We start from the raw sequence: 26,104 nt of genomic DNA on the forward strand, positions 1-26,104 counted from the left end.
TTTGCGCAGCTTCACTCGATATGCTCGTCGCTTTTCAGCGCCCGAGCTGCCCGTGTCAGGACACTATGTCACTCGATTATGAGAAAAATTTGTAATCAATATGAGGAGGTTCAGTTTGTTTCATGATCAAGGGCCGTCGACAATGTGTATATCAAACAGTTAACCAGACGGCGTCCACCATATCGGAGCAGCCCTGACGGCTCGGCAGTTGAGTCCACGGCACCGCTGAGTCAAAAGAGCGGTTTTGAGGCGGTATCTGGTGGGCAGGCAAGAATCAGCGAACATCAGGGTGGCAGGACGCAATGAGCGAAACGTTTGCATTTACCATCAAAAGTACGGGGTTCGATGAAAATTATCGACCGTCGGACAACACTCGCATCACCACCAATTTTGCCAATCTGGCCAGGGGCGAAAAGCGTCAGGAGAACCTGCGCAATACCCTGAAAATGATCAATGGTCGTTTTAACACACTGGCGCACTGGGACAATCCCGAGGGCGACCGTTATCGCGTTGAACTCGACATTATTTCCGTTGAAATGGCGATGGATGCTGCCCGCCCTGACAATGCGCTACCGCTGATCGAGATCCTGAAAACCCGGATTATTGATTTGAATACCGAGACCGCTATTGAGGGGATCGCAGGTAATAACTTCTCTTCCTACGTGCGCGATTACGATTTCAGCGTCCGACTGCTGGAACATAACAGGGGCCAGTCGGGTTTCAGCGTTCCAGAGGATTTCGGGGCGTTACACGGCAACCTGTTCAAACGCTTCGTCAACTCAAGCGTCTACAGGGCACATTTCAGTAAACCGCCCGTGATCTGCATCAGCGTGTCGAGCAGCAAAACCTATCATCGCACCGACAATTACCATCCCGTGCTGGGCACTGAATATTGGCAGGACGAGCACTCCCTGACCGATGAGTATTTCAAGAAGATGGGGTTAAAGGTGCGCTACTTCATGCCAAAGGGGAGCGTTGCGCCGCTGGCGTTTTATTTCTTTGGTGACCTGCTCAATGACTACACCAATCTTGAACTTATCGGCACCGTCAGCACGATGGATACCTTTCAAAAGATCTATCGCCCTGAAATTTATAATGCCAATTCTGCGGCAGGAAAATTTTACCAGCCCAGCCTGGAACATCAGGATTATTCATTGACGCGAATTGTTTACGATCGAGAAGAGCGCAGCCGCCTGGGCGTTGAGCAGGGCAGGTTTGTTGAAGAGCATTTTATTAAACCCTACCAGACGCATCTTGAGCAGTGGTTCGCCCCCAGCGCTCATTGATCACTTCGACAACAAGGTTATCCATCATGAAAAGGTTGTTACCCACGTCAACGGCCGGCAGCTTGCCCAAACCTTCCTGGCTTGCGCAGCCGGAAGTGCTCTGGTCTCCCTGGAAACTGCAGGGGCAGGAGCTGATCGACGGCAAGCAGGATGCGCTGCGTTTGTCGCTGCACGAACAGCAGCGCGCCGGTATCGATATCGTCAGTGATGGTGAGCAATCACGTCAGCACTTTGTCACGACATTCATCGAGCACCTTGACGGTGTCGATTTTGAAAAGCGTGAGACGGTCAAAATTCGTGATCGCTATGAGGCGAGCGTACCCACGGTCGTGGGTGCAGTGTCTCGTCAGAAACCGGTATTTGTCGATGATGCAAGGTTCCTTCGTCAGCAGACTGAAAGGCCCATCAAATGGGCCCTGCCGGGACCCATGACCATGATCGATACGCTGTACGACAACCATTATAAAAGCCGCGAAAAACTGGCCTGGGAATTTGCAGCCATTCTCAACCAGGAGGCGCGGGAACTGGAGGCAGCCGGCGTTGATATCATCCAGTTTGATGAGCCTGCCTTTAACGTTTTTTTCGATGAAGTGAACGATTGGGGAATTGCCACCCTGGAAAGGGCCATTGAGGGGCTCAAGTGCGAGACGGCCGTACACATTTGCTATGGCTATGGCATCAAGGCCAATACGGACTGGAAAAAGACGCTGGGCACCGAGTGGCGTCAATATGAGGAGATTTTCCCCAGGCTGCAGAAGTCCAGCATCGATCTCGTCTCGCTGGAGTGTCACAACTCTCATGTCCCCATGGAGCTTATCGAGCTCCTTCGGGGCAAAAAGGTGATGGTGGGCGCCATCGATGTTGCCAATCATACTGTTGAGACGCCAGAAGAGGTGGCCGATACTCTGAGAAAGGCACTTCAGTTCGTGGATGCTGACAAACTCTATCCCTGCACCAACTGCGGCATGACACCCCTGTCACGTGATGTGGCGAGAGGAAAGCTGAATGCCCTGAGTGCCGGTGCCGATATCATCCGCCGGGAGCTCTCTTCCTGATATCCGGCCCTGGAAGCAGTGGGCATGGATATTTGAGGATGCGCTGGCGGGGCAGAGCATGGCCGCCGCTTTCGACACCTGTCACGTCAGCCTGGCACCAGGCAGTTCGTCCCAGCGCGTGGTCCATCGATTCGAGCGATAGGCGCAGCGCAGCTGCCAGTCGGCGTCACTGCGCTGCATCCCGACCGTGACCGTATGGCGCCCAAAGCGCGCGTTGAGCTGATCCAGCGTGGCCATCAGATGGTCGCTGCGTTGTCGTTCGTCATTCGACTGCGGTGTCTGGAAGACATCCAGCTGCTGACCGTCGATATCCACCAGATCCATGAGCTGAACCCCGCACTTCTGATAGACAATGCGCTGCGGTTTCCAGAGACGTGCCAGCGCGTTCTGAGCCGTTCGCACGATGTCGAAGGTGTTGTCGGTCGGCCATGGCAGGGGCAGTGTGATGCGGGTGTGATCCTGAGACAGATGCCGCATGTGAGGGTTGGTGCGCAGCATGACCATCACTGCCCCGGCCAGACTGCGCTGGGCTCTCAGCCGCAGCGCACTGTTTGATGCGTGCGCGCGCACGGCCTCTTCGATGTCACGGCGATTGGACGTCACCTTGCCAAACGAGCGGCTGGTCATGATCATTTTGCGGCTGTCGGGGGCGTCGTTCATCTCGATGCAGTTGATGCCGCACAGCTCGCGGGCCGTGCGCTCGAGCACTACCGAGAACTGCTGTCGAAGCCATGACGGCTGGGCCTGCGCCAGCGCCAGCGCCGTATCGATGCCCAATGCCTGCAGTCGCACCGCGACGCGCCCGCCAATGCCCCAGATGTCTCCGACCGGTGTGCGCGCCAGAAGCGCCTGTGTCTCGGGGTGATGCACGCCTTCCAGCATGAACACGCCTCCGGTGCCCGGGTGTTTCTTGGCATGACGGTTGGCCAGCTTCGCCAGTGTCCGGGTCGGGGCGATGCCCACCGAGACCGGCAGGCCGGTCCAGCGATGTACCGTGTGGCGCAGGTCATGGCAGTGTGCGGCAAGCGTTGAGGTGTCAAAGCCTTCAAATCCCAGCCAGCTTTCGTCGATGGAGTAAGGCTCCACCAGTGGCGTGAAGGTATGCAGGGTGGCCAGCACGCGTGCGCTCATGTCGCCATAGAGCTCGTAGTTGCTGGAGCACAGCTCAAGGCCGTGGCGCCTTGTCTCCGGCGGGATATGGTGCGCCGGCATGCCCATGGTGATGCCCAGATCGATGGCTTCCTGCGAACGGGCGATCACGCAGCCGTCGTTGTTGGACAGTACCACCACGGGCAGGCCGTGCAGGCGCGGACGAAACACACGCTCGCAGCTGGCATAGAAGTTGTTGCAGTCCACCAGCGCGATCGGCGCCCTCATCGTCGCACCGTGCGTACGATGTGGGTGACCACGCCCCAGATCTGACAGTCGGCGCTGTGCATCGGAATAGGCGCATGGCGCGGATTGGCCGAGTGCAGGGCCGGCGGGCAATCCTGATGGCGCAGCTCCTTGACCAGCAGCTCGCCGTCCACCACGGCCACGACGATGTCGCCATGGCGGGCCTCGATGGCGCGATCCACCAGCAGCTTGTCACCACCATGAATGCCCGCGCCATCGGGGGCCTGCATCGAATCGCCTTCGGCGGTAAACATGAAGGTTGAGGTCGGGCGAGGGATCAGCGCTTCGTTGAGATCGATGCGCCCACCGTCATAATCCTGCGCCGGGGAAGGGAAACCCGAGATGCCGGCCCTGACATGACAGGTGGCCCATGGAATGCTGCGTGGCGTCGGATCGACGGTCAGCGCCTGCGGTGAGGTGACATGAAGCATGTCAAAGCCTGCGTGAAGGAAAGTGGATGTCTGTATTTTTATACAGTATAAGTAGCCGGGTCTGCCAGAGCATCGATATGGGACTACGACCAAACGATGAGGGCCGTTAATACCCGCTGAGAGCAGAAGCGGGGCAGTCTTGGCCGGAAGGCGGCCAGACGCAGGCTGCTGCGATCATTCGTCCGGCACAGCCTGAAGTTCGTGTCGCCAGTGCTGCAGGATATGCCGCTGCTTGCGCTTTCTGAGCTGTTGCGTCCGGGTGTTTTCAGGAATCAGCAGGAGACGACCGTCCTCGTCGCTTTTTTCGACGTAAAACGTTCGGCTGGCGCCGACCTGATGGGTTTCCGAGCCGAAGATGGCAATCAGTCGGATCTCGATGGAGACCAGCGCACCGTCACCGGCAATGTCGAAATGCTCGTCAAACTCGATGCCCTGCGTCATGCCGGCCTGGTGAATCATGTTGGCGAAGGTGCCGACCTCGCTGTAGCCGCCTGACACCATGGGCCCCTGGCGGGTGAACTCGTTCAGGCTGGCATCTACCCCTTCTTCCTGACGCACGATGGCCAGCGGTTTGCCGGTGTCATCCACGACATCGGTGATGTTGCAGACCCACTGCGCGTTCGAGGTGGTCACGCGCGCCATTACAAGGTCGATAAAGACGCTCTGTCTGCTCATGTTGCTGAACAGACAGATGGAGTTGATATCCCGGCCCTTGCCACGATTGATGATGATCTGCGAGCGGCGCTGCATGCGAAAGTTATGCAGCAGCAGCTGCAGATAGGTCGCCCAGATGATCAGCATGCCCACGCTGGTAATCGCACTGAACGTGGATGCGTTTTCGGTAATCCACTGCCACAGGCTATCCAGCGAGGAAAACATCAGAGAGAACTCTTCGGGTGATCGGGGTGGGACATCGGTTGCCCGGCTTACGAGGCCAGCCGCAGGTCGGCCGACAGCTTTCCACCGGTATGAAGGTAATGATCGCTGTAGCCGGCAAATGCCACCAGCCGGGGCCAGTCGATAATGGTCAGTGTCTTTCGACACACCGAGACCAGCTGCTGGCGTCTTAGAAGCTGCAGGGAGCGATTGAGATGCACCGGCGACAGACCGAGGGACTCGCTCATGGCAACTTGGGTCAGCGGGAAATGCATGCGATTGCCCTGTGTCCGGCCGATGATGGCACAGCGGGTAAACAGCTCACACAGCAGGTGGGCCAGTCGCATGGCCGCCGGGCGCCGGGTCACGTTCAAGAGCCACTCGCCCATGATGGAACGGTCAACGATCGAGGACCAGGCCAGACCGTCGGACAGACCGGAATCCGGTGATATGACAGAGAGCAGCTTGCGGCGATCCAGCCGGGTAATACGAAGATCAGAAAGTGCCCGGATATCGTGATCGAGGGGGCAGGCCACGGGGGAGACGTCTTCACACTGATCGCCCGGCAGCATCAGGGCGATGATCTGATCGCTGCCGTCATGGGCGCGTTTGAAGCGACAGGCCCAGCCATCGGTCACGATATCGATCCCGTCGGTCTTCTCACCGGCGCTTGCCAGTGTCTGCCCCCGGGAGAGGTGATGCTTGCTGTCGACGCAGTCGTGCAGGGCGGCCTTTTCCGTCTGGGACAGGCAGGCATAAAAATTTATTTTATTGATGAATGAATACATGGGCATTGACCTCCCTGTGCCTCCGGAGAGACGGACGTCCTGTCGTGTTGGCATCAGGCCGTTGTCATGATGGCCCGCGCTCGCTTTTTATTCGTCACGTCCTGCGATCAATGCATGGACCGGCAGTCGTCACCAGCCCGTAACGGGTCGATGGCGCTATCAATGTCAGCGCGCAGTGTCTGATGGCAAGCCAATATACGCCGGGAGACAGGCGCCATACATAACGTATGTTGTTCGGGACAATGCGTGGATGAAAGCAGCGTCTTTTTTTCAGGGTTAAAAAACGGATTAATGTGATGGGCCGGAAGGATCTGTTGCAATATGGTGTCCGATGGCACCTGCAGTGACACGTAGAAAGCCGGCTTGAACGATGGTGTTTAAACGTATGGCTGGCTTGCTTCGATTGGCAGGGTTTTTTTGGAAAAAGAATGATCCAGATCATCAATATGAATCAAAAATCGACACTGTGATTTCACGTCAATTTTATCGTTTCGAGGTGTTTATCGACGTCTTTCAGGGTTTTAAATGATCGAGCCTTTGGTCAACAGGCTTCAGCACTATACGGTGCTGGAAAAGGGTGAAATCGACATGCTGCGCTCAATGCCGGAGTGCACCAGGCAGTTCAAAAAGGGCGAGTACATCATCCAGGAGGGTAAAAACCCCGTGGCCGTCCACCTGATGCTGGAAGGGTGGGCCTGTCGCTGCAAGATGCTCTCTGACGGGCGTGAGCAGATCATGGGGTATCTGATTCGCGGAGATCTCTGTGACCTGCATGTGACGCTGCTGTCCCATATGGATCACGGCATCCGCAGCCTGACGCCGGCCACGGTGGCGATGATTCCCGAGGAGAGCATCGACCGGATTTTTGACGCGTCTCCGCGTCTGGCCAGAGCCCTGTCATGGGGCATGATGGTGGATGAGGCCATCGCCCGGCACTGGATTCTCAATATCGGCCTGCGCACTGCCGAGGCGCGTCTGGCGCACCTGTTCTGCGAGCTGCTGCTGCGCTTCAGGGCGGCCGGTCTTTCCGAGGGGCAGGGCAATACGATCGATATGCCCCTGACGCAGGTCAACCTTGCTGAAACGCTGGGACTGACGGCCGTACACGTGAACCGGATACTGCAGCGGCTGCGTCAGAAGGGGCTGGTGGCGCTCAGGCACAAGAAACTGACGGTGCTGGATGCTGACGGGCTCAGAGAGATGGCCGAGTTTGACGAGCGCTATCTGCATCTCGGCCCGTGACGTCCGGCACATGGCCATGCCCTGCATCAGGACTATCGGGCCTCAGGCCTGCTGGCTGCGCAGGGCTCGAACGCCCAGCACCACCAGCGTTACCGCGGTCAGCGGCAGGGCATAGAACATCAGCGCATGGCCCAGCAGGGTGGCGCTGTCCTGTCCTGTCGAGTACAGCACCAGATAGGCGGTATAGGCGATGTAGTAGGCAAAGAACAGCAGGCCTTCCCAGCGATCGATTCGATAGCCGGTGAAGAATATCGGCAGGCAGGCCAGTGACACGGCAATCATGACCGGGAAGTCAAACACCAGTGCACTGGCCGCCACGGGGATGCCCTGTGGCGCCACCAGCGACGCCAGCCCCAGTACACACAGCAGATTGAAAAGACTGCTGCCCACCACATTGCCCACGGCAATATCCCGCTCGCCGCGCACGGCGGCCAGAATCGAGGTGGCAAGCTCCGGCAGGGAGGTGCCAACGGCCACCACGGTCAATCCGATGACCAGATCCGACAGACCCAGCGCTCGCGCCAGCGCCGTGGCGCCCTCTACCAGAAAATGGGAGCCGGCCACCAGCAGGACCAGCCCGACCACAATCATGACCAGATATTTCAGCCAGGCCATCGGCGTGCGCGATGGGGCCGGCTCGGCATCAGGATTTTCCCGTCTGGCAGTCTGCGCCTCCCGTCTGCTCTCGCGCAGGGAGCTGATCACCATGAAAAGCGTATAGGCCACAATGCAGCCAAAGAGCAGGGCACCGTCGAGCCGGCTCAATACGCCGTTGGCCCCCAGCCCCCAGACCAGCAGACCGGCCGCGATCAAAAGCGGCACATCGAGACGAATCAGCTGTCGCGACACGATCAGCGGTGCGGCCATTGCCGTCAGTCCCAGAATCAGCAGCACGTTGGCAATATTGCTGCCGACCACGTTGCCCAGCGCCAGATCACCGCTGCCGCTGAACGCCGACTGCACGCTGACCGCGGTTTCCGGAGCGCTGGTGCCAAAGGCCACCACCGTCAGGCCGATCACCAGCGACGGGATGCCGAACAGCGCCGCCAGCTTCGAGGCGCCGCGCACCAGTACTTCGGCCCCGCCCATTAAAAGCACAAGGCCGGCAACAAGGTAGACGAGGGTCATCAGCGTCATGTCGGTGCTCCTGTCAAAAGGGCGTCATTGAATGGTCAAAATGTGATCGCGATCCGATCATGAAACGGTGAACGCAGTGGTGATCATGGTCGAGGAGAACCAGTGACACCCGCAGTACGCCCAGCCGCTACAGGCTTTCAACGGTGATGTGCTCCCGCCAGCGATCGATTCGCCGGCGCGCCCGCCAGGAGGTGAGCATATGGGTATTCTTCTTCTCCGGGACCAGCATCAGCTGATTGTCCTCGTCGCGAACAAGATTGAATCGGCGTCGCGCGCCGATCGGGCGCTTTTCCGTGGCCTGAATGACGATCAGGTTGATCTCGATGGCCTTCAGCGTCTCGTCGCTGCCACTGACGGTGTAATCACGTTCAAGCGTCAGACCGTGCTGCTGTGCAGCGTGGGCAAGAATGCGATCGAAGCGGCTTGCCTGCATGTACTGCATCGAGTTGAGCGGACCCATGCGGGTGACCAGCTCGCCTTCCTCCTCGCCACCGCCCTTGCCGGTGTCACCCTCATCAGTGGTGGTCTCGTCGGAGGAGGGCGACTGCTGGCGGGTATCTTCATCGGCAAGTTCGGTGATATCGCAGGCCAGCGTCTGCCGGTCGGTCTCCAGGCGCGCCATGATGGACTCCACGAAAACGACACCGTGGCCCATGTTGCTGATCAGGCACGGGCCCTCGACTTGATTGCCCTTGCCGTGCTTGATCAGGATGGCGGGGCGGCGCAGGGCGCGAGCATCACTGACCGCCACCTGCATGGCGATCCCCCAGATCAGCACGTGGCCGATACTGGCCAGACCGCCAACCACGATCGCATTGTCGGTAATCCAGGCCCACAGGGGCTGTAGCTGGCTGAGCATGCCGCCCTCTCTCGATAGGCGTGGAAAATGGAAGGTATGTGAAGCGTCAGGGTAGCAGAGTGCGCGGGTCAGCTCGTTTCAGTTGTGGGTCAGAAGAACGTCCGGATCACACCTCCAGGGTGCGATCCTGCACCAAAAATTACATTTGATGCAGGATTTAACCCCGACTAACTTTAAATTGTCTTCAGTCTGGTTTCAGAAATCGCCTGCACGTCCTGTGACGGACTGGCGCTGTGTCTGACACCGGTGACGATACCCCTTCACAAGCAATGGAGTGCTTGACATGTCATCTGGCGTACAACTTTCCTTCACGATCGGCTGGATTGCGATGCTGCTGGGAGGCGTGCTGTTCTGGCTTTCCAGCCGCCGTCTGCCGCCCCTTGAAAAGCGCCATGGCGTAGCGGCCATGACCATCGTGTTTGTGGCCTTTGCCAACTACCTGGCCATGGCGCTGGGCCAGGGCGATATCTTCTTCAATGATCGCACGGTCTATTTTGCCCGTTATACCGACTGGGTCATCACCACGCCCATTCTGCTGGCCAGCCTTGCCATGTTTGCCGGTCGCTCGCTTGGGCGCATTGCGACGCTGCTGGCGGCGCTGATCGCGGCCGATGTCTACATGATCGTGACCGGCCTGGTGGGTAATCTCTCCTCTGCACCCTACAACTACTATTGGTGGGTGATCAGCATGATGGCCTTTCTGGTCGTGCTGGTGCTGGTATGGGGACCGCTGCGTCGTCACGCCGAAGAGGATGGACAGATCGCGCCCTACTCGAAGCTGGCCGGCATGCTGACCGCACTCTGGGTGTGCTACCCCATCGTCTGGCTGGCAGGCAGCTCCGGTGCTTCCATCATCTCGGTGACCGTTGAAAGCTGGCTCTATCTGGTGCTGGACGTGACGGCCAAGGTCGGCTTTGGTGCGGTCGCGCTCAATGCCGCTCGTCAGAGCCGGACGCGCTGAGGTCATGACCGGGCCGCTTTGTGCGGCCCGGGCAGTACGCTTTTAGCGGCTCAAGAGGGCACAGGATCATGACCTCCATCAGAGCACTGCACGCTTCAAATACCGATACCGGGGCCCTGCGCGGGAGACTCGTCTGGCTGATGGCCGCTGCCCTGGTGGTAGCACTGCTGGGAGAGCAGGGCGCCTCTGCCGGCGTACTGTCGCTGCTGGTGCTGACGCTTGGCGTGGCGCTGCTGGGACTGCCTCACGGCGCCTTTGATCATCTGACCGGGGCGCGGCTGATCGATTACTACCTGCCGAATGCGCGGCATCCGCGGACCTGTCTTGGTGTGTTCATGCTGGGCTACGGGCTGCTGTCGATCTCGCTGCTGTGGTGCTGGTACCACTGGCCCACGCTGGGGCTGACCGTATTTCTGCTGCTTTCGGCGGCGCATTTCGGCACCGACTGGCGTGGCCAGCAGTCGCTGATCTGTCGGCTGTGCTGGGGCGCGCTGGTGATTGCGCTGCCGTTTGTCTGGCGCCCGGATGAGGTGGCCGGCATCGTCCAGAAACTGGCTGTCCCCGAGCCTGCCCCCTTTCTTCAGGCGGCACGCCCGGTAGTGGCGCTGGCGCTGGGCATCGTACTCGTGGGCATTCGCCACCGCGGCGTCGCGTTTTTATCGGCGACCGGGCTGTTGCTGCTGGGCGCGGCCGTACTCAATCCGCTGGCCTACTTTGTCTGCTACTTTTGCTGCTTTCACAGCCCGCTGCATCTATCGACCCTCCGTCATGAGCACGGTCTGACCGGGCGCCGGCGGATGCTGACGGTGGCCGCTCCAATCGTGCTGATGACCTGGCTGGGTGCGGGCGCCGGCTATCTGTGGATGAGCCACGACCATGTGACGGGGGCCCTGATCAAGACGATCTTTATCGGGCTGGCCTGTCTGACGGTGCCGCACATGCTGGTCGAGTGGCTGGGCGAGCGTATCGCTCACGCGCCCGTGAAGAGCGCCTAGGGCCGGGAGGAGGTTCGCCCGACCGTTTTGATATGCGCCGAGCGTTTGCTCAATACATCATTGTCGGCCGTATCCCTGTAGACTACGCCGCCACGCTATCAATGGTTTTCAGGTGGTTCTCGACGTGGATGCTGTTTCTCACCGGCTGCGCGCCACTCTGGCGCTGGCACTTTGCCAGCTGCCTCTTGTCTGGCTGATCGCGCTTCGTTATCTCCCTTTCATGGAAATGCCCCACGATGGCTGGGGCATCCTCTATCTGCTGCTGACCTGGGTTGGTCATTTCGGGCTTCTGGTGCTTTTGGGCTGGATGCTGCTGCTGTTGCCGGCGCTGGTGCTGCCTTCGCGTTTTCTCTGGCCGCTGGCGGCACTGCTGGCAACGCTGGGCGCCAGTGCGCTGCTGGTGGATACAGTGGTCTATGCCCAGTACCGCTTTCATGTGAATTACTTCATGGTCTCGCTGTTTTTAAATGATAAAAATGGCGAAATCTTCAGCTTTTCCACCAATACATGGCTTGTGGTGGTCGGGGTCGCTGCAGCGCTGCTGGCGGCGCAGGGATGGCTGGCCCGAAGACTGATCATGAAAGGCCGGGCGCGTCGTCTGCCGGTGGGCAAGGTATCGGGAGTGCTGCTGCTGGCGCTGGTGGCCAGTCATCTTTTACATATCGTGGCGGATGCGCGCTATATGCGCAGCGTGACCCAGCAGACCGGTGTCTATCCACTGCTGTTTCCGGCCACGGCCAAGGACTTCATGGCCGAGCATGGCTGGCTGGACCCGCGGGCGGCGCGCAGTGAGCGGGCCGATGTCAGTGCCCGGGAAGCCGATGAGCTCGAGTGGCCGCTCAATCCCTTGCAGTGCGGGGCGTCGTCGCCGCCCAACATCATGCTGGTCATGATCGACTCCTGGCGCAGCGATGAATACGATGCCCGGACCACGCCCAATATTCATGCTGCACTGGACGAAAACGGGCGCCGCTATACCGAACACTATAGCGGCGGCAACAGCACCCGTACCGGCGTCATGAGCCTTTTCTACGGGCTGATCGGCAACTATAACGCCTACATCAACAATACCCAGACCCCGCCGCTGCTGGTGACCGAAATGCAGCGCCAGAACTATGCGCTGGGCATTTTTGCCGCCGCGAGCCTGGACAGCGTAGGGTTTGATCGCACCGTCTTTTCTTCGGTGTCACCGCTGCGCACGGGCACACCCGGTGATACTCCGCATGAGCGCGATGCCCGCATGACCGATGACTGGCTCGAATGGCTGGGTCAGCATGAGCGCACCGAGCGCGACCGCCCCTGGTTCGGCATGCTGTTTTACGATGCGCCGCACGGTTACAGCGTTCCCGAAGACGCTGATATGCCATTCCAGCCGTCGGCCAGCGAGATGAACTATCTCGATCTGGGGCCGGATACGGATCCCACGCCCTATGCCAATCTGCATCGCAACTCGGTGCATTACGATGATCAACTGATTGGAAGGGTCATTGATGACCTCAAGGCACGAGGAGAGTGGGATAATACCGTGCTGATCGTGACCGCAGACCACGGTCAGTCCTTCAACGATTTCCATAAAAACTACTGGGGCCATAACAGTCATTTCGCCGCGCCCCAGACCCATGTGCCGATGATATTGCACGGCCCCGGTGTCTCGCCCGGCGTGGAAGACGGCATGACCAGTCATCTGGATGTGGCGCCCATGCTGATGCGCCACGCGCTGGGCTGCACCAATCCTTTGTCAGACTATGCTCAGGGCGGCGACCTGCTCGATGAGCAGTTGAATCACCCCTGGGTGATTGCCAGCAGCTATCTGGACTACGGCATTATCGAGCCTGATCGTATCACCGTGGTCGACGGCACCGGCCAGTGGAAGATTCTCGATCGCCAGCTGACCCCGCTTGATAGTCCCGATTTTTCACCGGCAGTGTTCGAGGCCCTGCAGCAGTTTCGCCAGTTCTACGAGAAATAGAGCACACAACGGCGCTGCGAAAAGGGCGTCTCAAATCCGGTGGCATGGTGTCCGGACGTGAGGCGTTTTCACCGGACGGCGCCGGAAAGGTGGGGTCTGCTGCGCGTCAGGGTCATCATCGCGCTCGCGGCATCGAGCGTGGAGACGGGCGCCTGGCAGGGGGCGCTCAAGGAGGCATGAATGTGCCATCCTGACACCATCGCAACAATTGTCATCATGTTCTGACATACGCTACAGACAATGGAGAACGTTCATGACGAAGGATCGGGCGGCCCACAATCATCATGACCACCATCACGGCCATGGTCACGGTCACGGCCATGGTCACGGTCACGGCCATGGTCACGGTCACCACCACCATGGAACAGACAATGAGCGGCGTCTGCTCTGGGCGATGGTGCTGACCGGGGCATTCATGGTGGCCGAGGCCATCGGTGGTGTGCTGACCGGCTCGCTGGCGCTGCTGGCGGATGCCGGTCACATGCTGACCGATAGCGCCTCGCTGGCGCTGGCCTGGGTCGCGGCCCGGCTGGCCCACCGACCGGCCAACGGTCGCAAGACCTACGGCTATCATCGCGTGCAGGTGCTGGCCGCCTTCGTCAATGGTATGGCGCTGCTTTTGATCGTGGTCTGGATTCTGATAGAGGCCGTGCGTCGACTGCTGGCACCGCCCGAAGTGGCCGGCACCGGCATGCTGGGCATCGCCATGGTTGGCCTGCTGGTCAATATCGGTGTGTTCTGGCTGCTGCACAGCGGCGATCGCGGCAACATCAACGTGCGCGGTGCCCTGCTGCACGTACTGGGCGACCTATTGGGGTCGGTGGCCGCCATTGTGGCTGCGATCATCATCATGGTGACCGGCTGGATGCCGATCGATCCGCTGCTGTCGCTGCTGGCGGCGGCACTGATCGCCCGCAGTGCCTGGAAGATTACCGCGCAGTCGGCACACATTCTGCTTGAAGGGGCGCCGGCCCACATCGACAGCGAGCAGCTCATTCACGATCTGCCCCGCGCGCTGGACGATATCCACAGCGTTCATCATGTCCACATCTGGTCGCTGACGCCGGAGCGGGTAATGATCACCCTGCACGCCGTCCCTCACGAGGCGGTGGATCAGGATCAGGCGGTCCGGTCGATCAGAACCTGGCTCAGGACGCACTTTGACGCCGATCATGTCACCGTGCAGATCGAGCGTCAGGCGCTCTGCCCTGATCAGCACGATGTTGATCGCAACGACCACGGTCAGCATGTCTCTGAACATGAACACGCGCATTCGCCGTCGCGGTGACATGGTCTGTGCCATGGGCACTGCATGACGTGTCGGATAACTCAGGTGATGGATGGCGCGGTGCGATTGATCTTGAATACGCGCCACTTCCGACGCTTCAGGCAGAACGCGGGAGCCGAATCCATGGGGTGGCGCAGGCGCTGCCCCGGAACATCATCATGAGAGGAATGAAATACCGTGTCTGATAATGCCCAGAGGGCCAAGTGGGACAGGATCGCCGGGCAGCTCAAGGAGAAGTGGGGCATTGTTGCCAACGATCTCTCCGCCTACGAAAAGGGCGAGATGCAGCGCATCGCCGGCATGCTCAGGGAGCAGAAGGGCATGAGCCGGGAGGAATCGGAGCGCGAAGCCGAAAGCATCATGCGCAACTCCTGAACTGGCCGCCATGTGCGCCACGTGACGTGGCATAATGACGTGAAGCCCGGCCATGGCCGGGCTTTTTGCGTTAATGCCTGCCGGAAACCGCAATGGCAGCATGGCCTGTGAGGGGATGACAGGGAGTGACCCGATGAGCGAGATCAATACCGTGAATACGGCTGGCGCCCCGCGCACGGCGCCGGTAATGCTGACATGGATCGTGCTGGGCGTTGCCTGGGGGGCTTTTCTGCTGCCACAGGCCGGTTCCGGACTGCTGATCGGCTGGCCGCTCAACCTGGTCGCCTTCTGCCTGTCCATTGTGGTCATGACGCGGGGGCGCACGGTGGCCGGCATTCTGGCCATGGCGGCCTCCGTTATTGTGTCACCGCTGATCTACCTGCTGGGGCTGCTGCTTTTGATGCTCACCACGGCCTTCAATGATGTCGAGATTGACATTCAGGAGTCGGGACCGGTGCCCGAACATCGCGCCCCGCCTGTCCCGGTGGAAACGCCCTCGCTGCAGATGACCCTGTACTCGTCTTCACAACAGAAGAACGTGATATGAAAAAGGCGCCATGGTCATGGCGCCTTTTCATCAAGTCCTGTCACTGATCAAGGAGACCTGAAGCGCTACCGTCAATCTGCACTCCTGGAGGCTCGATCCTGACGCGCCCATATGCAGGGAAGTATTAATGCCATGGATGTAACACGATTGGCGAAAAAGGATATCGGTACGCTACAAAATCGAGACAATTGTCTTAACCCGATTAAGGCGTAATGCGTTACAAAGGCGATCATTCAATAACATGACAACAGGAACAGTCGCCCTTCATGTTCAGTGCCTCCTTCATGGATCTGGAAGCGCAGCATCGCCGCATCGAACACCGACTCAAGCAAGAGATGGATGAGGTGCTGTCTTCCACGACCTTCATCAACGGGCCAAAGGTGGACGCGCTTGAAAGACAGCTGGCCGAACGTACCGGCGTGGCGCAGTGCGTCAGCTGTGCCAGCGGCAGCGACGCACTGGTGCTGGCCCTGCGCGCCTTTAATATCGGTGCCGGCGATCGGGTGCTGTGTCCGGCTCATACCTTCGCCGCCACCATTGAGGCCATCATTCGGGTCGGGGCACAGCCGGTACTGATCGATATCGATCCGGCGACCTTCAATATCGATCCGCAGGCGCTTGAGCGCTGGTTCGGGGAGCATGCTGACACCTCAACGGCGCGAGAGGTCAGGGCCATCCTGGCCGTGGATCTCTTTGGTCGACCGGCCGATTACACCGCGCTCGAATGCGTGGCCAGGCGCTTTGATCTTCATCTGATTGCCGATGCCGCCCAGAGCCTTGGCGGGCAGTATCACGGCCGCCCGGTCGGAACGCTGGCCGATATCACCATCACCTCGTTTTATCCGTCCAAGCCACTGGGCGGCTACGGCGACGGCGGGGCGCTGTTCGTCAAGGACGTCGCTCTGGCCGAGCGGCTGCGCTCGCTGCGCAACCACGGCATCAGTGCCTGTCGCACTCGCCATGAAGAGATCGGCATGTGCTCGCGGCTGGATGCCCTGCAGGCCGCCGTACTGCTGGCCCGACTGACCGTTTTCGATGATGAGCTTGATCGGCGCGAGCGTATTGCCGGTGCCTACCGGGAAGGACTGGGCACGAGCCTCATCACGCCGGAGCTGCCGGCGGGTCATCGCTCGGCCTGGGCGCAGTACACGGTACGGCTGCCGGAGATACCCGGCGAGGACAATGTCGCGCTCGAAGCGCGTCGCGACGCCTTTTTGACGGCGCTTCGCGAGCGGGAGATTCCGGTACGCTGTTACTACTCGCCGGCGCTGCATCACCATCCCGCCTATCGCTCGGTCATGCATGACGGCCTGGTTCAGACTGACCGGGTCGCCGCCGGTGCCTTCAGCCTGCCGATGCACCCCTATCTCGAGTCCTGCCATGTCGAGCAGGTCTGTCAGGCCGTCAGGGATGTCTGCCATGACCGCTGATGGCTCGCCCCCGCTTCAGGTCGCCATTTCCGGCGCCGGGCGAATGGGCGCCAGGCACGCCCGCATCTTCGATGATCTGGCCGATACCGAGGTCTGTGTGATTCATGACCCGCGCCCGGCCGCTGAATGCGATCTGCCGGCGCATCTGCAGCGCCGCTGTACCCGCAGTTACCGGGCCTTTCTGGAGCGGGCGCGCCTGGCCGACATGGCCGTGGTGGCCGGTCCCACGGCGACCCATTCTGGCGTGGCCCGCGATCTGATCGGTTGTGGCCTGCCGTGCCTGGTGGAAAAGCCCATGACCATGCGGCCGTGGGAGTGTCTGATGCTGGATCGCATGGCCCGCGCGCGCGGTATCGGTCTCTACTGTGCCCATGTCGAACGGTTCAATCCCGCGCTTCGGGCCACCGCTGACGTACTGCGCACCTGGCAGTGGGAAACGGTCAGCCTGACCCGGCAGAATCCGGGCAGTACCCGGCTTTCGGGTGACTCCATCGTGACGGATCTGATGATCCATGACCTGGACATCATGCAGCACGTCATGGGACTGACGCCCGAAGCCCTGCTGGCGGTCGAGGGCGGCACGGATGAGCAGGGGCGAGCCGTGGGCGAGGGCGCCAGCCACGTCACGGTGCGTCTGCAGGGTGATGCCGGCTATCCGGTCACGCTGAACACCGGAAGGCTGCCGGATCATCCGGTTCGCGCCATTCACGCCCGGGGCACACAGGGCCGCCTGCATGTCGATCTGCTCAACGGCTGTCATCATCTGGAACCCGCCGAGGGCGTCACGCCGCCGATACCGTTGGTCAGCGCCCCCGGAGACGCACTGACCCACCAGGCTCGCGCGATGGTGGCAAGCGTCATGGACGGACGTGCCCACGGACTGGCCAGTGCCCGGGAGTCCTGGCAGACGCTGACCCTTTGTCACCTCATCGAGCAGCGCCTGCGGCTGACTGCCCACCAGGACAGTTGTCTGCATTGAGGACGTGGCGATGCTGAAGTCGATGGTGCTAAAGTCATTAATACGTGCCGCCGGGCGGCCGTTCACACGGGAAGGTAACTACATGAAACGCATGATGCTTTTGATGGTTGTAATGCTGCTGTCTGCTGGCGTTCTCGGCGGATGTAACACCATGCACGGCGCCGGAGAGGACATCTCCGACGGCGGTCAGGCCATTCAGAACGCCGCCGACTAGGGCGCGCTTCTCACGGCCGAAACGGGGCCCGCAGCCATCCGGTTGCGGGCCCCCGTTGCGCTGTGGTCGCAGCAACTACATGGCGTGCTTGATGCCCTTGTTGACCAGAAGCCAGTTGGCCGGATAGGAACCCAAAAAACCGACCAGCATGGCAATCTGCATCATGAACCAGAATTCGGGGGTGGCCGCATTCATTTCACCACCCAGAAACAGCGGCGTGGCGATCAGCAGCCATAGAACCATGCCGATCTGAAAAGCGATCAGCGACAGCGTATCGGCCTTGACAGCATCGATCAGCGCACGGCGTGGCGAGCGCTCGCCCATCTCGCGGATGGGCAGATACTGAAACAGGATGCCAAAGGCATAGGCCGCCAGAAACGCCAGCAGAAAGTGCCCCGCCATATGGGACCCCAGAAAGGCAAAGCCGGTCGCCGTGGCCAGCGGTGCCGCGACGATATCGCCCAGCGTGCACCCCCCGCCACAGTGAGTGGCAGAGACAAATACCCCCTGCCATTCGGGCTTGTCACTGTGATGATGGCCGTCATGAGACGCATGATCGTCGTGCTCGTGGCCGCCGTGCTCGTGATGCCCGCAAGCCTGATGGCCCTGATGAGCAGGCGCCGCTCTGCCCATTTTTTGATACGCCCACCATCCCAGCACCGGCATGTAGAGCCCCGTGATCGGCCAGGTCACATTCATGACTGCCATGTGCTGTGGGCGGCGGTGCACATCAATGGCGATCAACGCACAGGTCACCACCCCCAGCATCAGAAATACCCACGACCAGATGGTCAGCATCGGCACACTCCCTGTCGCCTTCAGTTTGAATTTATCCGGAGACAAGGGTTTAGTGCAGACAGGATCATTCAGCAAACCATGGGGCAGGCCAGGGTTAACCACCGTGAACGTTGTCGCGCGATATCGAAAGAGGCGCGGGGCTGCGGATCAACCCTCCCTGATGCGCCGCTGCGCCCGCAGGGTATCCAGGGTATAGAGCGCCAGACCTGCCCAGATGCAGGCGAAGGTGATCAGACTGGCCCGACTGAAGGGCTCACCGAAAATAAACACGCCGGTGAGCAGATGCAGGGTCGGGGTCATGTACTGAATCAGCCCCAGCGTGCCGAGCTTCAATCGCCGCGCGCCCATGGTAAACAGCACCAGCGGCAGCACGGTGACCAGCCCGCAGCCGATCAGCAGTACGTCGGTGCTGATGCTGCCCTGCAAAAAGACCGCCTGTTGCTGCTGATAGAGATGGCCCAGCCAGAGCAGGGCAAACGGCAGCAGCAGCATGGTTTCGATATAAAGCCCGGTGATGCTGTCAACGCCGATGCGCTTTCGAATCGCCCCGTAAAAGCCGAAACTGCCGGCAAGGATCAGCGATACCCAGGGCACCCGCCCGAAGCCCACGACCATGATCATCACGCCGGCGGCCGCCAGCAGCACGGCAGCGACCTGCAGCGGGCGCAGCCGCTCGCGAAAGAAGACCAGCCCCAGCACCACGTTGAGCAGCGGATTGATGTAGTAGCCAAGGCTGGCCTGCAGGACGTGATGACTCGAGACTGCCCAGATGAACAGGCCCCAGTTGACGCTGATCAGAACGGCAGTGGTCATCAGCGCCAGCAGCAGACGGCGGTCGCGTACAACGGCCATGATGCGTGCACTGCGATGGGTGAGCACCACAAACAGTGTCAGAAGGACGGCGGCCCATATCATGCGATGGGCCAGGATCTCCCAGGGAGTCACTGACGGGCCGATCAGGTGGAAGTAAAGCGGCAGCACGCCCCACATTGAAAAGCAGCCCAGGGCGGCCAGCAGTCCTGCACCTTGTTCACGCTTGTCCGTCATCGCCTGCGTCCTTCACATAAAGATCGGCATCATACGCCCGATGGCAGGTCACAGCGACGCACCCGACTGGATTCGTTTTTGATATGTCCATATTATTGGACATATGGACAATGAAACCGCTATCGATATCTTTGCTGCACTGGCCCAGCGCACTCGTCTGGACGCCTTTAAGCTGCTGGTGCGTCACGAGCCCGAAGGGCTGGCCGCCGGCGAGCTGGCGCGCCATCTAGAGGTGCCGCACAACACGCTGTCGGCCCACCTGAGCGTACTCTCGCGTGCCGGCCTTGTGGTGTCGCAGCGTCAAAGTCGCTCGATCATCTACCGTGCCAGCCTTGACCGGATGCAGGAGACGCTGGCCTTTCTGGCCCGCGACTGCTGCGACGGACGCCCCGAGCTCTGTGCGCCGCTGTTGAGCCCTCTGCAGTCCGAAGACTGTCCTGAACCAGAGGATCCATCATGACCTGTGTGATCTATCACAACCCCGCCTGCGGCACTTCGCGCAATGTGCTTGAAATGCTGCGTCAGTCCGGCGAGACGCCGAGGGTGATCGAATATCTGGAAACGCCGCCCACCCGGGCACGGCTGGTCGAACTGCTGGCAGCAATGGAGATGTCGCCCCGTGAGCTGCTGCGCCGCAAGGAGCCGGCCTGCGCCGAGCTGGGGCTTGAGGGGCCAGCCGTGAGTGATGATCAACTGATCGATGCCATGAGCGCGCATCCCGTCCTGATCAACCGCCCGATCGTGATCACCGACAAGGGCGTGCGGCTGTGTCGACCCTCCGAGCAGGTCCTGGCCCTGCTGGCTCATCCACTGAGCGAATTCACGAAAGAGGATGGCGAAGTGGTGCACTTCGGGGGCTCGACGCGTGAATGACACCTTCCCCCACATCGACATGAATCAGCTTCAGCCCATCGATGTCGAGGCGTTGATCGGTCCGAATGATTCCCGCCACGCGCCACGGATTCTGGTGCTGTATGGCTCGCTGCGCGAGCGTGCCTATTCGCGGCTGGTGGCTGAGGAGGCCGGCCGGCTTCTGCGCTGGTTCGGCTGCGAGGTGGCTACCTTCAACCCTTCCGGGCTGCCACTGCCCGATGACGCCGAGGCCGATCACCCAAAGGTTGCCGAGCTTCGTGAACTGGCGCAGTGGTCAGAGGGCATGGTGTGGGTCAGTCCCGAGCGTCATGGCGCGATGACCGGCATCATGAAGACCCAGATCGACTGGATTCCGCTCTCGCTTGGCGGCGTACGGCCCACCCAGGGCAAGACGCTGGCGGTGATGGAAGTCTCCGGCGGCAGTCAGAGTTTCAACGCGGTCAATCAGATGCGCCTGCTGGGCCGCTGGATGCGCATGCTGACCATCCCCAATCAGTCCTCGGTACCGAAAGCCTTCAATGAGTTTGATGATGATGGACGCATGCAGGCCTCGCCGCTCTATAACCGCATTGTTGATGTCTGTGAGGAGCTGGTGAAGTTCACCTGGCTGACACGCGGTCGCGCCGGTTATCTCGTCGACCGCTACTCCGAGCGGGTGGAGAGCGCCGAGGAAGTCTCGGCACGCGTCAATCAGCGCACTCTCTAGCAGGCGGATATCAACATGCTGGCACTGAGTATTTTCGTGATCACTCTGATACTGGTGATCTGGCAGCCGCGTGGCCTCGGCATCGGCTGGAGCGCGCTGGGAGGCGCCCTGGTGGCGCTGGGCACCGGTGTGGTGGGCTGGGGTGATGTCGCCACTGTCTGGGGCATCGTCTGGGACGCCACCTTCACCTTCGTGGCACTGATCATTATCTCGCTGATTCTCGATGAGGCGGGCTTTTTCAGCTGGGCGGCGCTGCACATTGCCCGCTGGGGCAACGGTCATGGACCACGGCTGTTTGTGCTGATCGTGATGCTTGGCGCGGTGATCGCAGCACTTTTTGCCAACGACGGCGCGGCGCTGTTGCTCACACCGATCGTGCTGGCGATTCTGATGCGCCTTGAATTCAGTCCCCGCGCGGCGCTGGCCTTTATTCTGGCGACCGGTTTTGTGGCCGACACCACCAGCCTGCCGCTGGTGATCTCGAACCTGGTCAATATCGTCACCGCCAATTACTTCGAGATCGGCTTCGGGGAGTACGCGCTGGTGATGGTGCCGGTCAATCTGGTGTCGCTGGCGGCGACGCTTGCGGTGCTGTGGCTCTACTGTCGTCGTGAAGTTCCACGCCACTATGACCGCAGCCGGCTGGAAAAACCGGCCAGCGCCATCGTGGATGTCCGGGTCTTTCGCGCCGCTTTTCCGCTGCTGGCGGTGCTGCTGGTGGCCCTGTTCGTGACGGCCCGCTGGCACGTGCCCTTTACCTTCATCATGGGGACGGCGGCGCTGGTGCTGATGGCGATTGCCGGACGCTGGGGAAGGCGGGAAAAGTCGGTAATTCCACTGTTCCGGGTGCTCAGGTACGCCCCCTGGCAGATCGTGCTCTTTTCGCTTGGCATGTATCTGGTGGTCTATGGGCTGGGCAATGCCGGGCTGACAGAAGGCGCCGCGAGCCTGCTGACCCGGCTGGCCGGTCAGGGCACGTTCGTTGCCACACTGGGCACCGGGGCGGGGCTGGCGGTACTGGCCTCGGTCGTCAACAACCTGCCTGCCACCCTGATCGGCGCGCTGGCGATCGATCAGGCTCAGGTCCCCGAGCTCACTCGGCAGCTGATGGCCTATGCCAGCGTCATTGGCAACGATCTGGGCCCCAAGTTCACCCCGATCGGCAGTCTGGCCACGCTTTTGTGGCTGCATGTGCTCGCCGGCAAGGGACATCGCATCGGCTGGGGGCAGTACATGAAGGTAGGCCTTGTGATGACCCCGCCCGTGCTTCTGGCCACCCTGATCGCGCTGGCAGTGTGGGGGCCGCTGGCGATTCGACTCGGTGGGTAGTATCAGGTCACATCGCGCCAGCATGGGAGGGGCCCGGGCGAAGGGGAATATCAGATCGGGCTCAAGAAGCAGACGCCGGCGGCCGATCTTGCCTGTAACAATGATTCGGGTCGCCGTCGTGACATCCGCCCGCCACACTGCCATAGCGGCAGGAGCCTCCATGTTTCGAAATACCCTCTCTTCCCGGCAGGTGTCGCTGGCGGACGCCATTCATCGCGCCATGGCCGTGATCGAATTCGATCCGCAGGGCACGATCCTGTGCGCCAATCCGGCCTTTTACAAGGCGAGCGGTTACAGCGCCGAGACGCTTGTGGGCTGTCACCACAGCCTGCTGTGCCCCCGCGAGCTGGTTGAAAGCGATGAGTACGCCGGGTTCTGGCCCCGGCTGCGCGAGGGTGAGTCCATTAGTGGGCGCTGCAAGCGGCTGCGTCAGGACGGCACGCCGCTATGGCTGGAAGCCACCTACCATCCGATTCCCGACCGGCACGGGCAGGTTGTGCGTGTGATCAAGATCGCCACCGATATCACGGTGCAGGTGCGTGCCGAGCAGGAGATGGATAGTCGACTGGCGGCTATCAACCGCTCGATGGCCGTTATCGAGTTGACGCCGGACGGTCATATCCTCACTGCCAATCAGAATTTTCTGGACACGGTGGGCTATCGGCTCGAGGAGATCGAGGGCGAGCATCACCGTATTTTCTGCGGGAAAGCGCTGGCGGCAAGTCCCGAATACCGAGCCTTCTGGGCGCAGCTCAATGCCGGCGAGTACGTGTCCGGTCAGTTCAAACGCTTTGACAGACAGGGGCGCACCCTGTGGCTGGAAGCCACCTATAACCCGATCTTTGATGACGGCGGCCGGCTCTACAAGGTCATCAAGTTCGCCAGCAACATCACCGAGCGGGTCGAACGTGAAACCGAAAGTCTGCGTCTGGCCTGTCGTATTTCGGCTGACACCGAAAATACCGCTGACAACGGCAGCCGCATCATCGATGAGACCGTGCGTGAAATCCGAAGCATCGCCGACCGGGTCGAGGCCACGTCCCGACTGCTGAACGATCTGACGGCTCAGGCCGCCGGTATCACGGCCATTGTCGAAACCATTCAGTCGATTGCCGCCCAGACCAATCTGCTCTCGCTCAACGCTGCCATCGAGGCTGCCCGTGCCGGTGAACACGGCCGCGGCTTTTCGGTGGTGGCTCATGAGGTGCGCGCGCTTGCCCGTCGCACCGCCGAGGCCACCAGCGAGATTGCCGGCACGGTCGATACCCTCCAGACGCTCTCCCACAGCGCCAGTACCAGTATGCATACCTGCCAGGAGAGCGTGGAAAAGGGGGTCGGCATGGCCGGTGATGCCGGCAGGGCGATCATTCGGATCAGTGCCTGTACCAGCGACATGGTCATGGCGGTGCGCAACATGGCGTCTTCCACGGAGCTCGGTGACCAGCCCTGTACACAGGTACAGGCGACCGAGGCCCTGGGGGCTGTTGAGTGACGCTGTCATAACGATATCAGGAATGCTGATTTAGCCTGTAAAGATTAAAGGGTTATATTGAAAGCCGTTTTGATAGCGTTATGACATGAGGTCGCCGTGAATTTTCAGCAGCTGCGAATCGTTCGAGAGGTCGTTCGTCGTCAGTTCAATCTGACCGAAGCCTCCAACGCGCTCTTCACCTCTCAATCCGGTGCCAGCAAGCACATCCGCGATCTGGAAGACGAGCTGGGTGTGGTGCTTTTTGAGCGTCGTGGCAAGCGCCTGCTGGGCCTGACCCCGGCAGGGGCCACGCTGGTTGAAACCATCGAACGTATTCTGCTGGACAGCGAAAATCTGAAACGGCTGGCTCAGCAGTGGGTGCACGAGGATCAGGGCCGCCTGCGTATTGCCACCACCCATACTCAGGCCCGCTATGTGCTGCCGCGCATCATTGCGCACTTTCGTCGCGATTTTCCGCGGGTGCATCTTGAGCTTCAGCAGTGCGGACCGAGTGAAATCGTCTCGCTTTTGCGGGCCGGCAAGGTGGACATCGGCATGGCCACCGAAGCACTCGGCGATGCCCATCAGGAACTGGTGACCTTTCCCTTCCATCAGTGGCAGCACGGCATCGTGATTCCCGAGGACCACCCGCTGCGTGAGGTCGAGACCCTGACGCTGGCAGAAGTAGCCCGTTACCCGATCGTGACCTATCACGAGGGGTTCACCGGTCGCTCGCGTATCGACCAGGCCTTTACTGCTGCTGGTGTCACGCCGGATGTGGTGATGTCGGCCCTGGATGCCGATGTGATCAAGACCTATGTCGAGCTGAACCTGGGCGTTGGCATCATCGCTTCCGTGGCCTTTGACCCCGTGCGTGATGCGGGACTGGCGATGCTCGATCAGGATGATCTCTTCCCGCGCAATACCACGCTGATCGCGTTACGCCGTGGGCATCTGCTACGCAACTTTGCCTACCGCTTTCTGGAGTGCTGCTCGCCCGAATTGACCAGTGACGCGGTGCAGACCGCGTTGACGCGCGGCTGACCTGTCGCCGTGCGGTACTGAAAAGCTTCTCGAAAATCGTGATTTCAGCGTCTCGACGGGACGGTTCAGGCTATGGGAAGTTTTCAAGGGTCGTGCCGTTGACAGCGCCCGGCCCTGATCATCAGGAGGTCATACATGCCGCTGACCAGCGTTGTGGCGTATTTCAATCAGCATCTTGCCTCATTCAACCCGGCCTCCAGCCTGCACTGCCAGGCGGAGATCCACTACGCTTCGCATCACCTTGAAGGCGGCATCTCGGCGCGTCTGGGTGATCTGACCCTGATTCCCGACATGCGCGCGATCAGAACGCCCGGCGGCGACATCATGGGCTGGGAAGGAGAGCTGATGGTTCAGGATGGCCATCAGCGTTCGCTGCGTCGCGAGGCCCTCTACCTCTATGCCTGGGACAGCGAGGATATCGTCTTCGTTGATCGATTCCTGCGTGTCCTGCATGCCCTGCATTATCTGCACTGCCTGTCCATGGCGCCGCTCAATGCCCTGCGCGGTCACGACCAGTGGCAGCTGATGCTGGATGTGCACTGGCGCCACATGCGCGCAGTGCACGATGCCCACGGGGAGGTCTTTGAGGGCCTGTTGCAGCGCCTGGGGCTCTCCACCCGTCAGATCGTGCTGCGCTTGCAGGCCCCGATGCTGATCGAGGATTCGCATGCCCATGCGGCGGTGCGCAGCTTCATTCAGCGCGGCTATACCCTGTTGGTGGATCACCTGAGCGTTGACGATCCCGCCTGGTCATTGATGCAATCACTGGGCGTTTGCTGGGTCTCACCGGATACCGGGCGCTGGCAGTCCCACCACACGGGGCAGTGGGTGCGTCATGATCAGTGGGTCCGCGAGGCCCACCGGCATGGATTGAAGGTGCTGCTGCGCCGCCCCCCGAAGGGCCGCGAGGCGCTGATGACCCACGCTGATGCCGTGCTGGACGCGTCGCTGACGGTTACTGCCCTGCCGGCGCAGGCCCGGACCGGGTAGGCCGGCAAGGGGCAGCCCT

At 60.7% G+C, this 26,104-nt stretch carries 27 protein-coding genes; 19 read left to right on the forward strand and 8 right to left on the reverse strand.

The features are described from left to right. The first annotated feature begins 302 nt into the window (after positions 1 to 302). Together BM079_RS11940 and BM079_RS11945 are read left to right on the forward strand one after the other, a co-directional pair. The gene (locus tag BM079_RS11940) at positions 303 to 1,286 is read left to right on the forward strand and encodes a DUF1852 domain-containing protein (protein WP_090134397.1); all 984 of its coding nucleotides are present in this window, start codon (positions 303 to 305) and stop codon (positions 1,284 to 1,286) included. 26 nt (positions 1,287 to 1,312) lie between these two features. Continuing rightward, on the forward strand, positions 1,313 to 2,341 hold the full coding sequence (locus BM079_RS11945) for a methionine synthase (RefSeq protein ID WP_090134399.1): 1,029 nt from the start codon (positions 1,313 to 1,315) through the stop codon (positions 2,339 to 2,341). An 81-nt stretch (positions 2,342 to 2,422) separates the two neighbouring features. Here the strand turns inward: BM079_RS11945 and BM079_RS11950 are convergent, their stop codons facing one another. From BM079_RS11950 to BM079_RS11965, 4 genes are all read right to left on the reverse strand, one after another. Then, entirely contained in the window at positions 2,423 to 3,718 is a 1,296-nt protein-coding gene (locus tag BM079_RS11950; RefSeq protein WP_090134400.1) for a Y-family DNA polymerase, read from the reverse strand. Beyond that, positions 3,715 to 4,167 carry a LexA family protein gene (locus tag BM079_RS11955; protein WP_090134402.1) on the reverse strand — a complete coding sequence of 151 codons (453 nt, stop codon included), beginning with the start codon at positions 4,165 to 4,167 and terminating at the stop codon, positions 3,715 to 3,717. Before BM079_RS11955 ends, BM079_RS11950 begins: the two co-directional genes overlap by 4 nt. A gap of 174 nt (positions 4,168 to 4,341) precedes the next feature. Continuing rightward, positions 4,342 to 5,046: a hypothetical protein gene (locus tag BM079_RS11960; RefSeq protein WP_090134404.1), complete on the reverse strand. Its 705-nt coding sequence runs from the start codon at positions 5,044 to 5,046 to the stop codon at positions 4,342 to 4,344. 47 nt (positions 5,047 to 5,093) lie between these two features. Further along, a complete protein-coding gene (locus BM079_RS11965; protein WP_175489683.1) occupies positions 5,094 to 5,837 on the reverse strand; it encodes a Crp/Fnr family transcriptional regulator in 744 nt (247 codons plus the stop codon). Positions 5,838 to 6,356: 519 nt separating this feature from the next. Here BM079_RS11965 and BM079_RS11970 point away from each other — a divergent pair. Further along, the gene (locus BM079_RS11970; protein ID WP_245743017.1) at positions 6,357 to 7,073 is read left to right on the forward strand and encodes a Crp/Fnr family transcriptional regulator; all 717 of its coding nucleotides are present in this window, start codon (positions 6,357 to 6,359) and stop codon (positions 7,071 to 7,073) included. 42 nt (positions 7,074 to 7,115) lie between these two features. On the opposite strand, the gene BM079_RS11975 is transcribed toward BM079_RS11970, so the two are convergent. Together BM079_RS11975 and BM079_RS11980 are read right to left on the reverse strand one after the other, a co-directional pair. Beyond that, positions 7,116 to 8,210 (reverse strand): calcium/sodium antiporter, encoded by a 1,095-nt coding sequence (locus BM079_RS11975; protein WP_090134408.1) that lies wholly within the window; start codon positions 8,208 to 8,210, stop codon positions 7,116 to 7,118. Positions 8,211 to 8,337: 127 nt separating this feature from the next. After that, the gene (locus BM079_RS11980) at positions 8,338 to 9,069 is read right to left on the reverse strand and encodes a hypothetical protein (protein WP_090134410.1); all 732 of its coding nucleotides are present in this window, start codon (positions 9,067 to 9,069) and stop codon (positions 8,338 to 8,340) included. A 283-nt stretch (positions 9,070 to 9,352) separates the two neighbouring features. Here BM079_RS11980 and BM079_RS11985 point away from each other — a divergent pair, with 283 nt between their 5' ends. The 9 genes from BM079_RS11985 to BM079_RS12025 all read left to right on the forward strand — a co-directional run bounded on the left by BM079_RS11985 (position 9,353) and on the right by BM079_RS12025 (position 17,827). Continuing rightward, on the forward strand, positions 9,353 to 10,030 hold the full coding sequence (locus tag BM079_RS11985) for a bacteriorhodopsin (protein ID WP_090134412.1): 678 nt from the start codon (positions 9,353 to 9,355) through the stop codon (positions 10,028 to 10,030). A 68-nt stretch (positions 10,031 to 10,098) separates the two neighbouring features. After that, the gene (locus BM079_RS11990; RefSeq protein WP_090134414.1) at positions 10,099 to 11,025 is read left to right on the forward strand and encodes a Brp/Blh family beta-carotene 15,15'-dioxygenase; all 927 of its coding nucleotides are present in this window, start codon (positions 10,099 to 10,101) and stop codon (positions 11,023 to 11,025) included. A 124-nt stretch (positions 11,026 to 11,149) separates the two neighbouring features. Further along, the gene (locus BM079_RS11995) at positions 11,150 to 12,994 is read left to right on the forward strand and encodes a DUF3413 domain-containing protein (protein ID WP_245743019.1); all 1,845 of its coding nucleotides are present in this window, start codon (positions 11,150 to 11,152) and stop codon (positions 12,992 to 12,994) included. Between the two features lie 253 nt (positions 12,995 to 13,247). After that, entirely contained in the window at positions 13,248 to 14,282 is a 1,035-nt protein-coding gene (locus tag BM079_RS12000) for a cation diffusion facilitator family transporter (protein WP_090134416.1), read from the forward strand. Positions 14,283 to 14,459: 177 nt separating this feature from the next. Further along, the gene (locus BM079_RS12005; RefSeq protein WP_090134417.1) at positions 14,460 to 14,657 is read left to right on the forward strand and encodes a CsbD family protein; all 198 of its coding nucleotides are present in this window, start codon (positions 14,460 to 14,462) and stop codon (positions 14,655 to 14,657) included. A 133-nt stretch (positions 14,658 to 14,790) separates the two neighbouring features. Next, on the forward strand, positions 14,791 to 15,204 hold the full coding sequence (locus BM079_RS12010) for a hypothetical protein (protein ID WP_090134419.1): 414 nt from the start codon (positions 14,791 to 14,793) through the stop codon (positions 15,202 to 15,204). 266 nt (positions 15,205 to 15,470) lie between these two features. Beyond that, positions 15,471 to 16,634 carry a DegT/DnrJ/EryC1/StrS family aminotransferase gene (locus tag BM079_RS12015; RefSeq protein WP_090134421.1) on the forward strand — a complete coding sequence of 388 codons (1,164 nt, stop codon included), beginning with the start codon at positions 15,471 to 15,473 and terminating at the stop codon, positions 16,632 to 16,634. Beyond that, positions 16,624 to 17,613 carry a Gfo/Idh/MocA family protein gene (locus BM079_RS12020; RefSeq protein ID WP_175489684.1) on the forward strand — a complete coding sequence of 330 codons (990 nt, stop codon included), beginning with the start codon at positions 16,624 to 16,626 and terminating at the stop codon, positions 17,611 to 17,613. Before BM079_RS12015 ends, BM079_RS12020 begins: the two co-directional genes overlap by 11 nt. Before the next feature lie 82 nt (positions 17,614 to 17,695). After that, on the forward strand, positions 17,696 to 17,827 hold the full coding sequence (locus BM079_RS12025) for an entericidin A/B family lipoprotein (RefSeq protein WP_090134989.1): 132 nt from the start codon (positions 17,696 to 17,698) through the stop codon (positions 17,825 to 17,827). 75 nt (positions 17,828 to 17,902) lie between these two features. Here the strand turns inward: BM079_RS12025 and BM079_RS12030 are convergent, their stop codons facing one another. Then, a complete protein-coding gene (locus BM079_RS12030; protein WP_090134425.1) occupies positions 17,903 to 18,625 on the reverse strand; it encodes a DUF4396 domain-containing protein in 723 nt (240 codons plus the stop codon). A 147-nt stretch (positions 18,626 to 18,772) separates the two neighbouring features. Next, complete coding sequence (gene rarD / locus BM079_RS12035) at positions 18,773 to 19,672, reverse strand: EamA family transporter RarD (protein WP_090134427.1); 900 nt, start codon at positions 19,670 to 19,672, stop codon at positions 18,773 to 18,775. A 103-nt stretch (positions 19,673 to 19,775) separates the two neighbouring features. Between rarD and BM079_RS12040 the strand changes: the two genes are divergently transcribed. From BM079_RS12040 to BM079_RS12070, 7 genes are all read left to right on the forward strand, one after another. Further along, complete coding sequence (locus BM079_RS12040; protein WP_090134429.1) at positions 19,776 to 20,132, forward strand: ArsR/SmtB family transcription factor; 357 nt, start codon at positions 19,776 to 19,778, stop codon at positions 20,130 to 20,132. Further along, complete coding sequence (gene arsC / locus BM079_RS12045) at positions 20,129 to 20,545, forward strand: arsenate reductase (glutaredoxin) (protein WP_090134991.1); 417 nt, start codon at positions 20,129 to 20,131, stop codon at positions 20,543 to 20,545. Before BM079_RS12040 ends, arsC begins: the two co-directional genes overlap by 4 nt. Next, complete coding sequence (arsH, locus tag BM079_RS12050; RefSeq protein ID WP_090134431.1) at positions 20,505 to 21,251, forward strand: arsenical resistance protein ArsH; 747 nt, start codon at positions 20,505 to 20,507, stop codon at positions 21,249 to 21,251. The genes arsC and arsH overlap by 41 nt, the downstream gene beginning before the upstream one ends. A 15-nt stretch (positions 21,252 to 21,266) precedes the next feature. Beyond that, positions 21,267 to 22,580 (forward strand): arsenic transporter, encoded by a 1,314-nt coding sequence (locus BM079_RS12055; RefSeq protein ID WP_090134434.1) that lies wholly within the window; start codon positions 21,267 to 21,269, stop codon positions 22,578 to 22,580. 160 nt (positions 22,581 to 22,740) lie between these two features. Further along, positions 22,741 to 24,072, forward strand: coding sequence for a methyl-accepting chemotaxis protein (locus BM079_RS16970; protein WP_281243960.1), 1,332 nt, complete (start codon positions 22,741 to 22,743; stop codon positions 24,070 to 24,072). 96 nt (positions 24,073 to 24,168) lie between these two features. Beyond that, a complete protein-coding gene (locus tag BM079_RS12065) occupies positions 24,169 to 25,095 on the forward strand; it encodes a CysB family HTH-type transcriptional regulator (protein WP_090134438.1) in 927 nt (308 codons plus the stop codon). A gap of 135 nt (positions 25,096 to 25,230) precedes the next feature. Continuing rightward, on the forward strand, positions 25,231 to 26,085 hold the full coding sequence (locus BM079_RS12070) for a hypothetical protein (RefSeq protein ID WP_090134440.1): 855 nt from the start codon (positions 25,231 to 25,233) through the stop codon (positions 26,083 to 26,085). The last annotated feature ends 19 nt before the right edge of the window (positions 26,086 to 26,104 follow it).

The sequence above is a fragment of the Kushneria avicenniae genome (assembly GCF_900112585.1).
GTDB lineage: Bacteria > Pseudomonadota > Gammaproteobacteria > Pseudomonadales > Halomonadaceae > Kushneria > Kushneria avicenniae.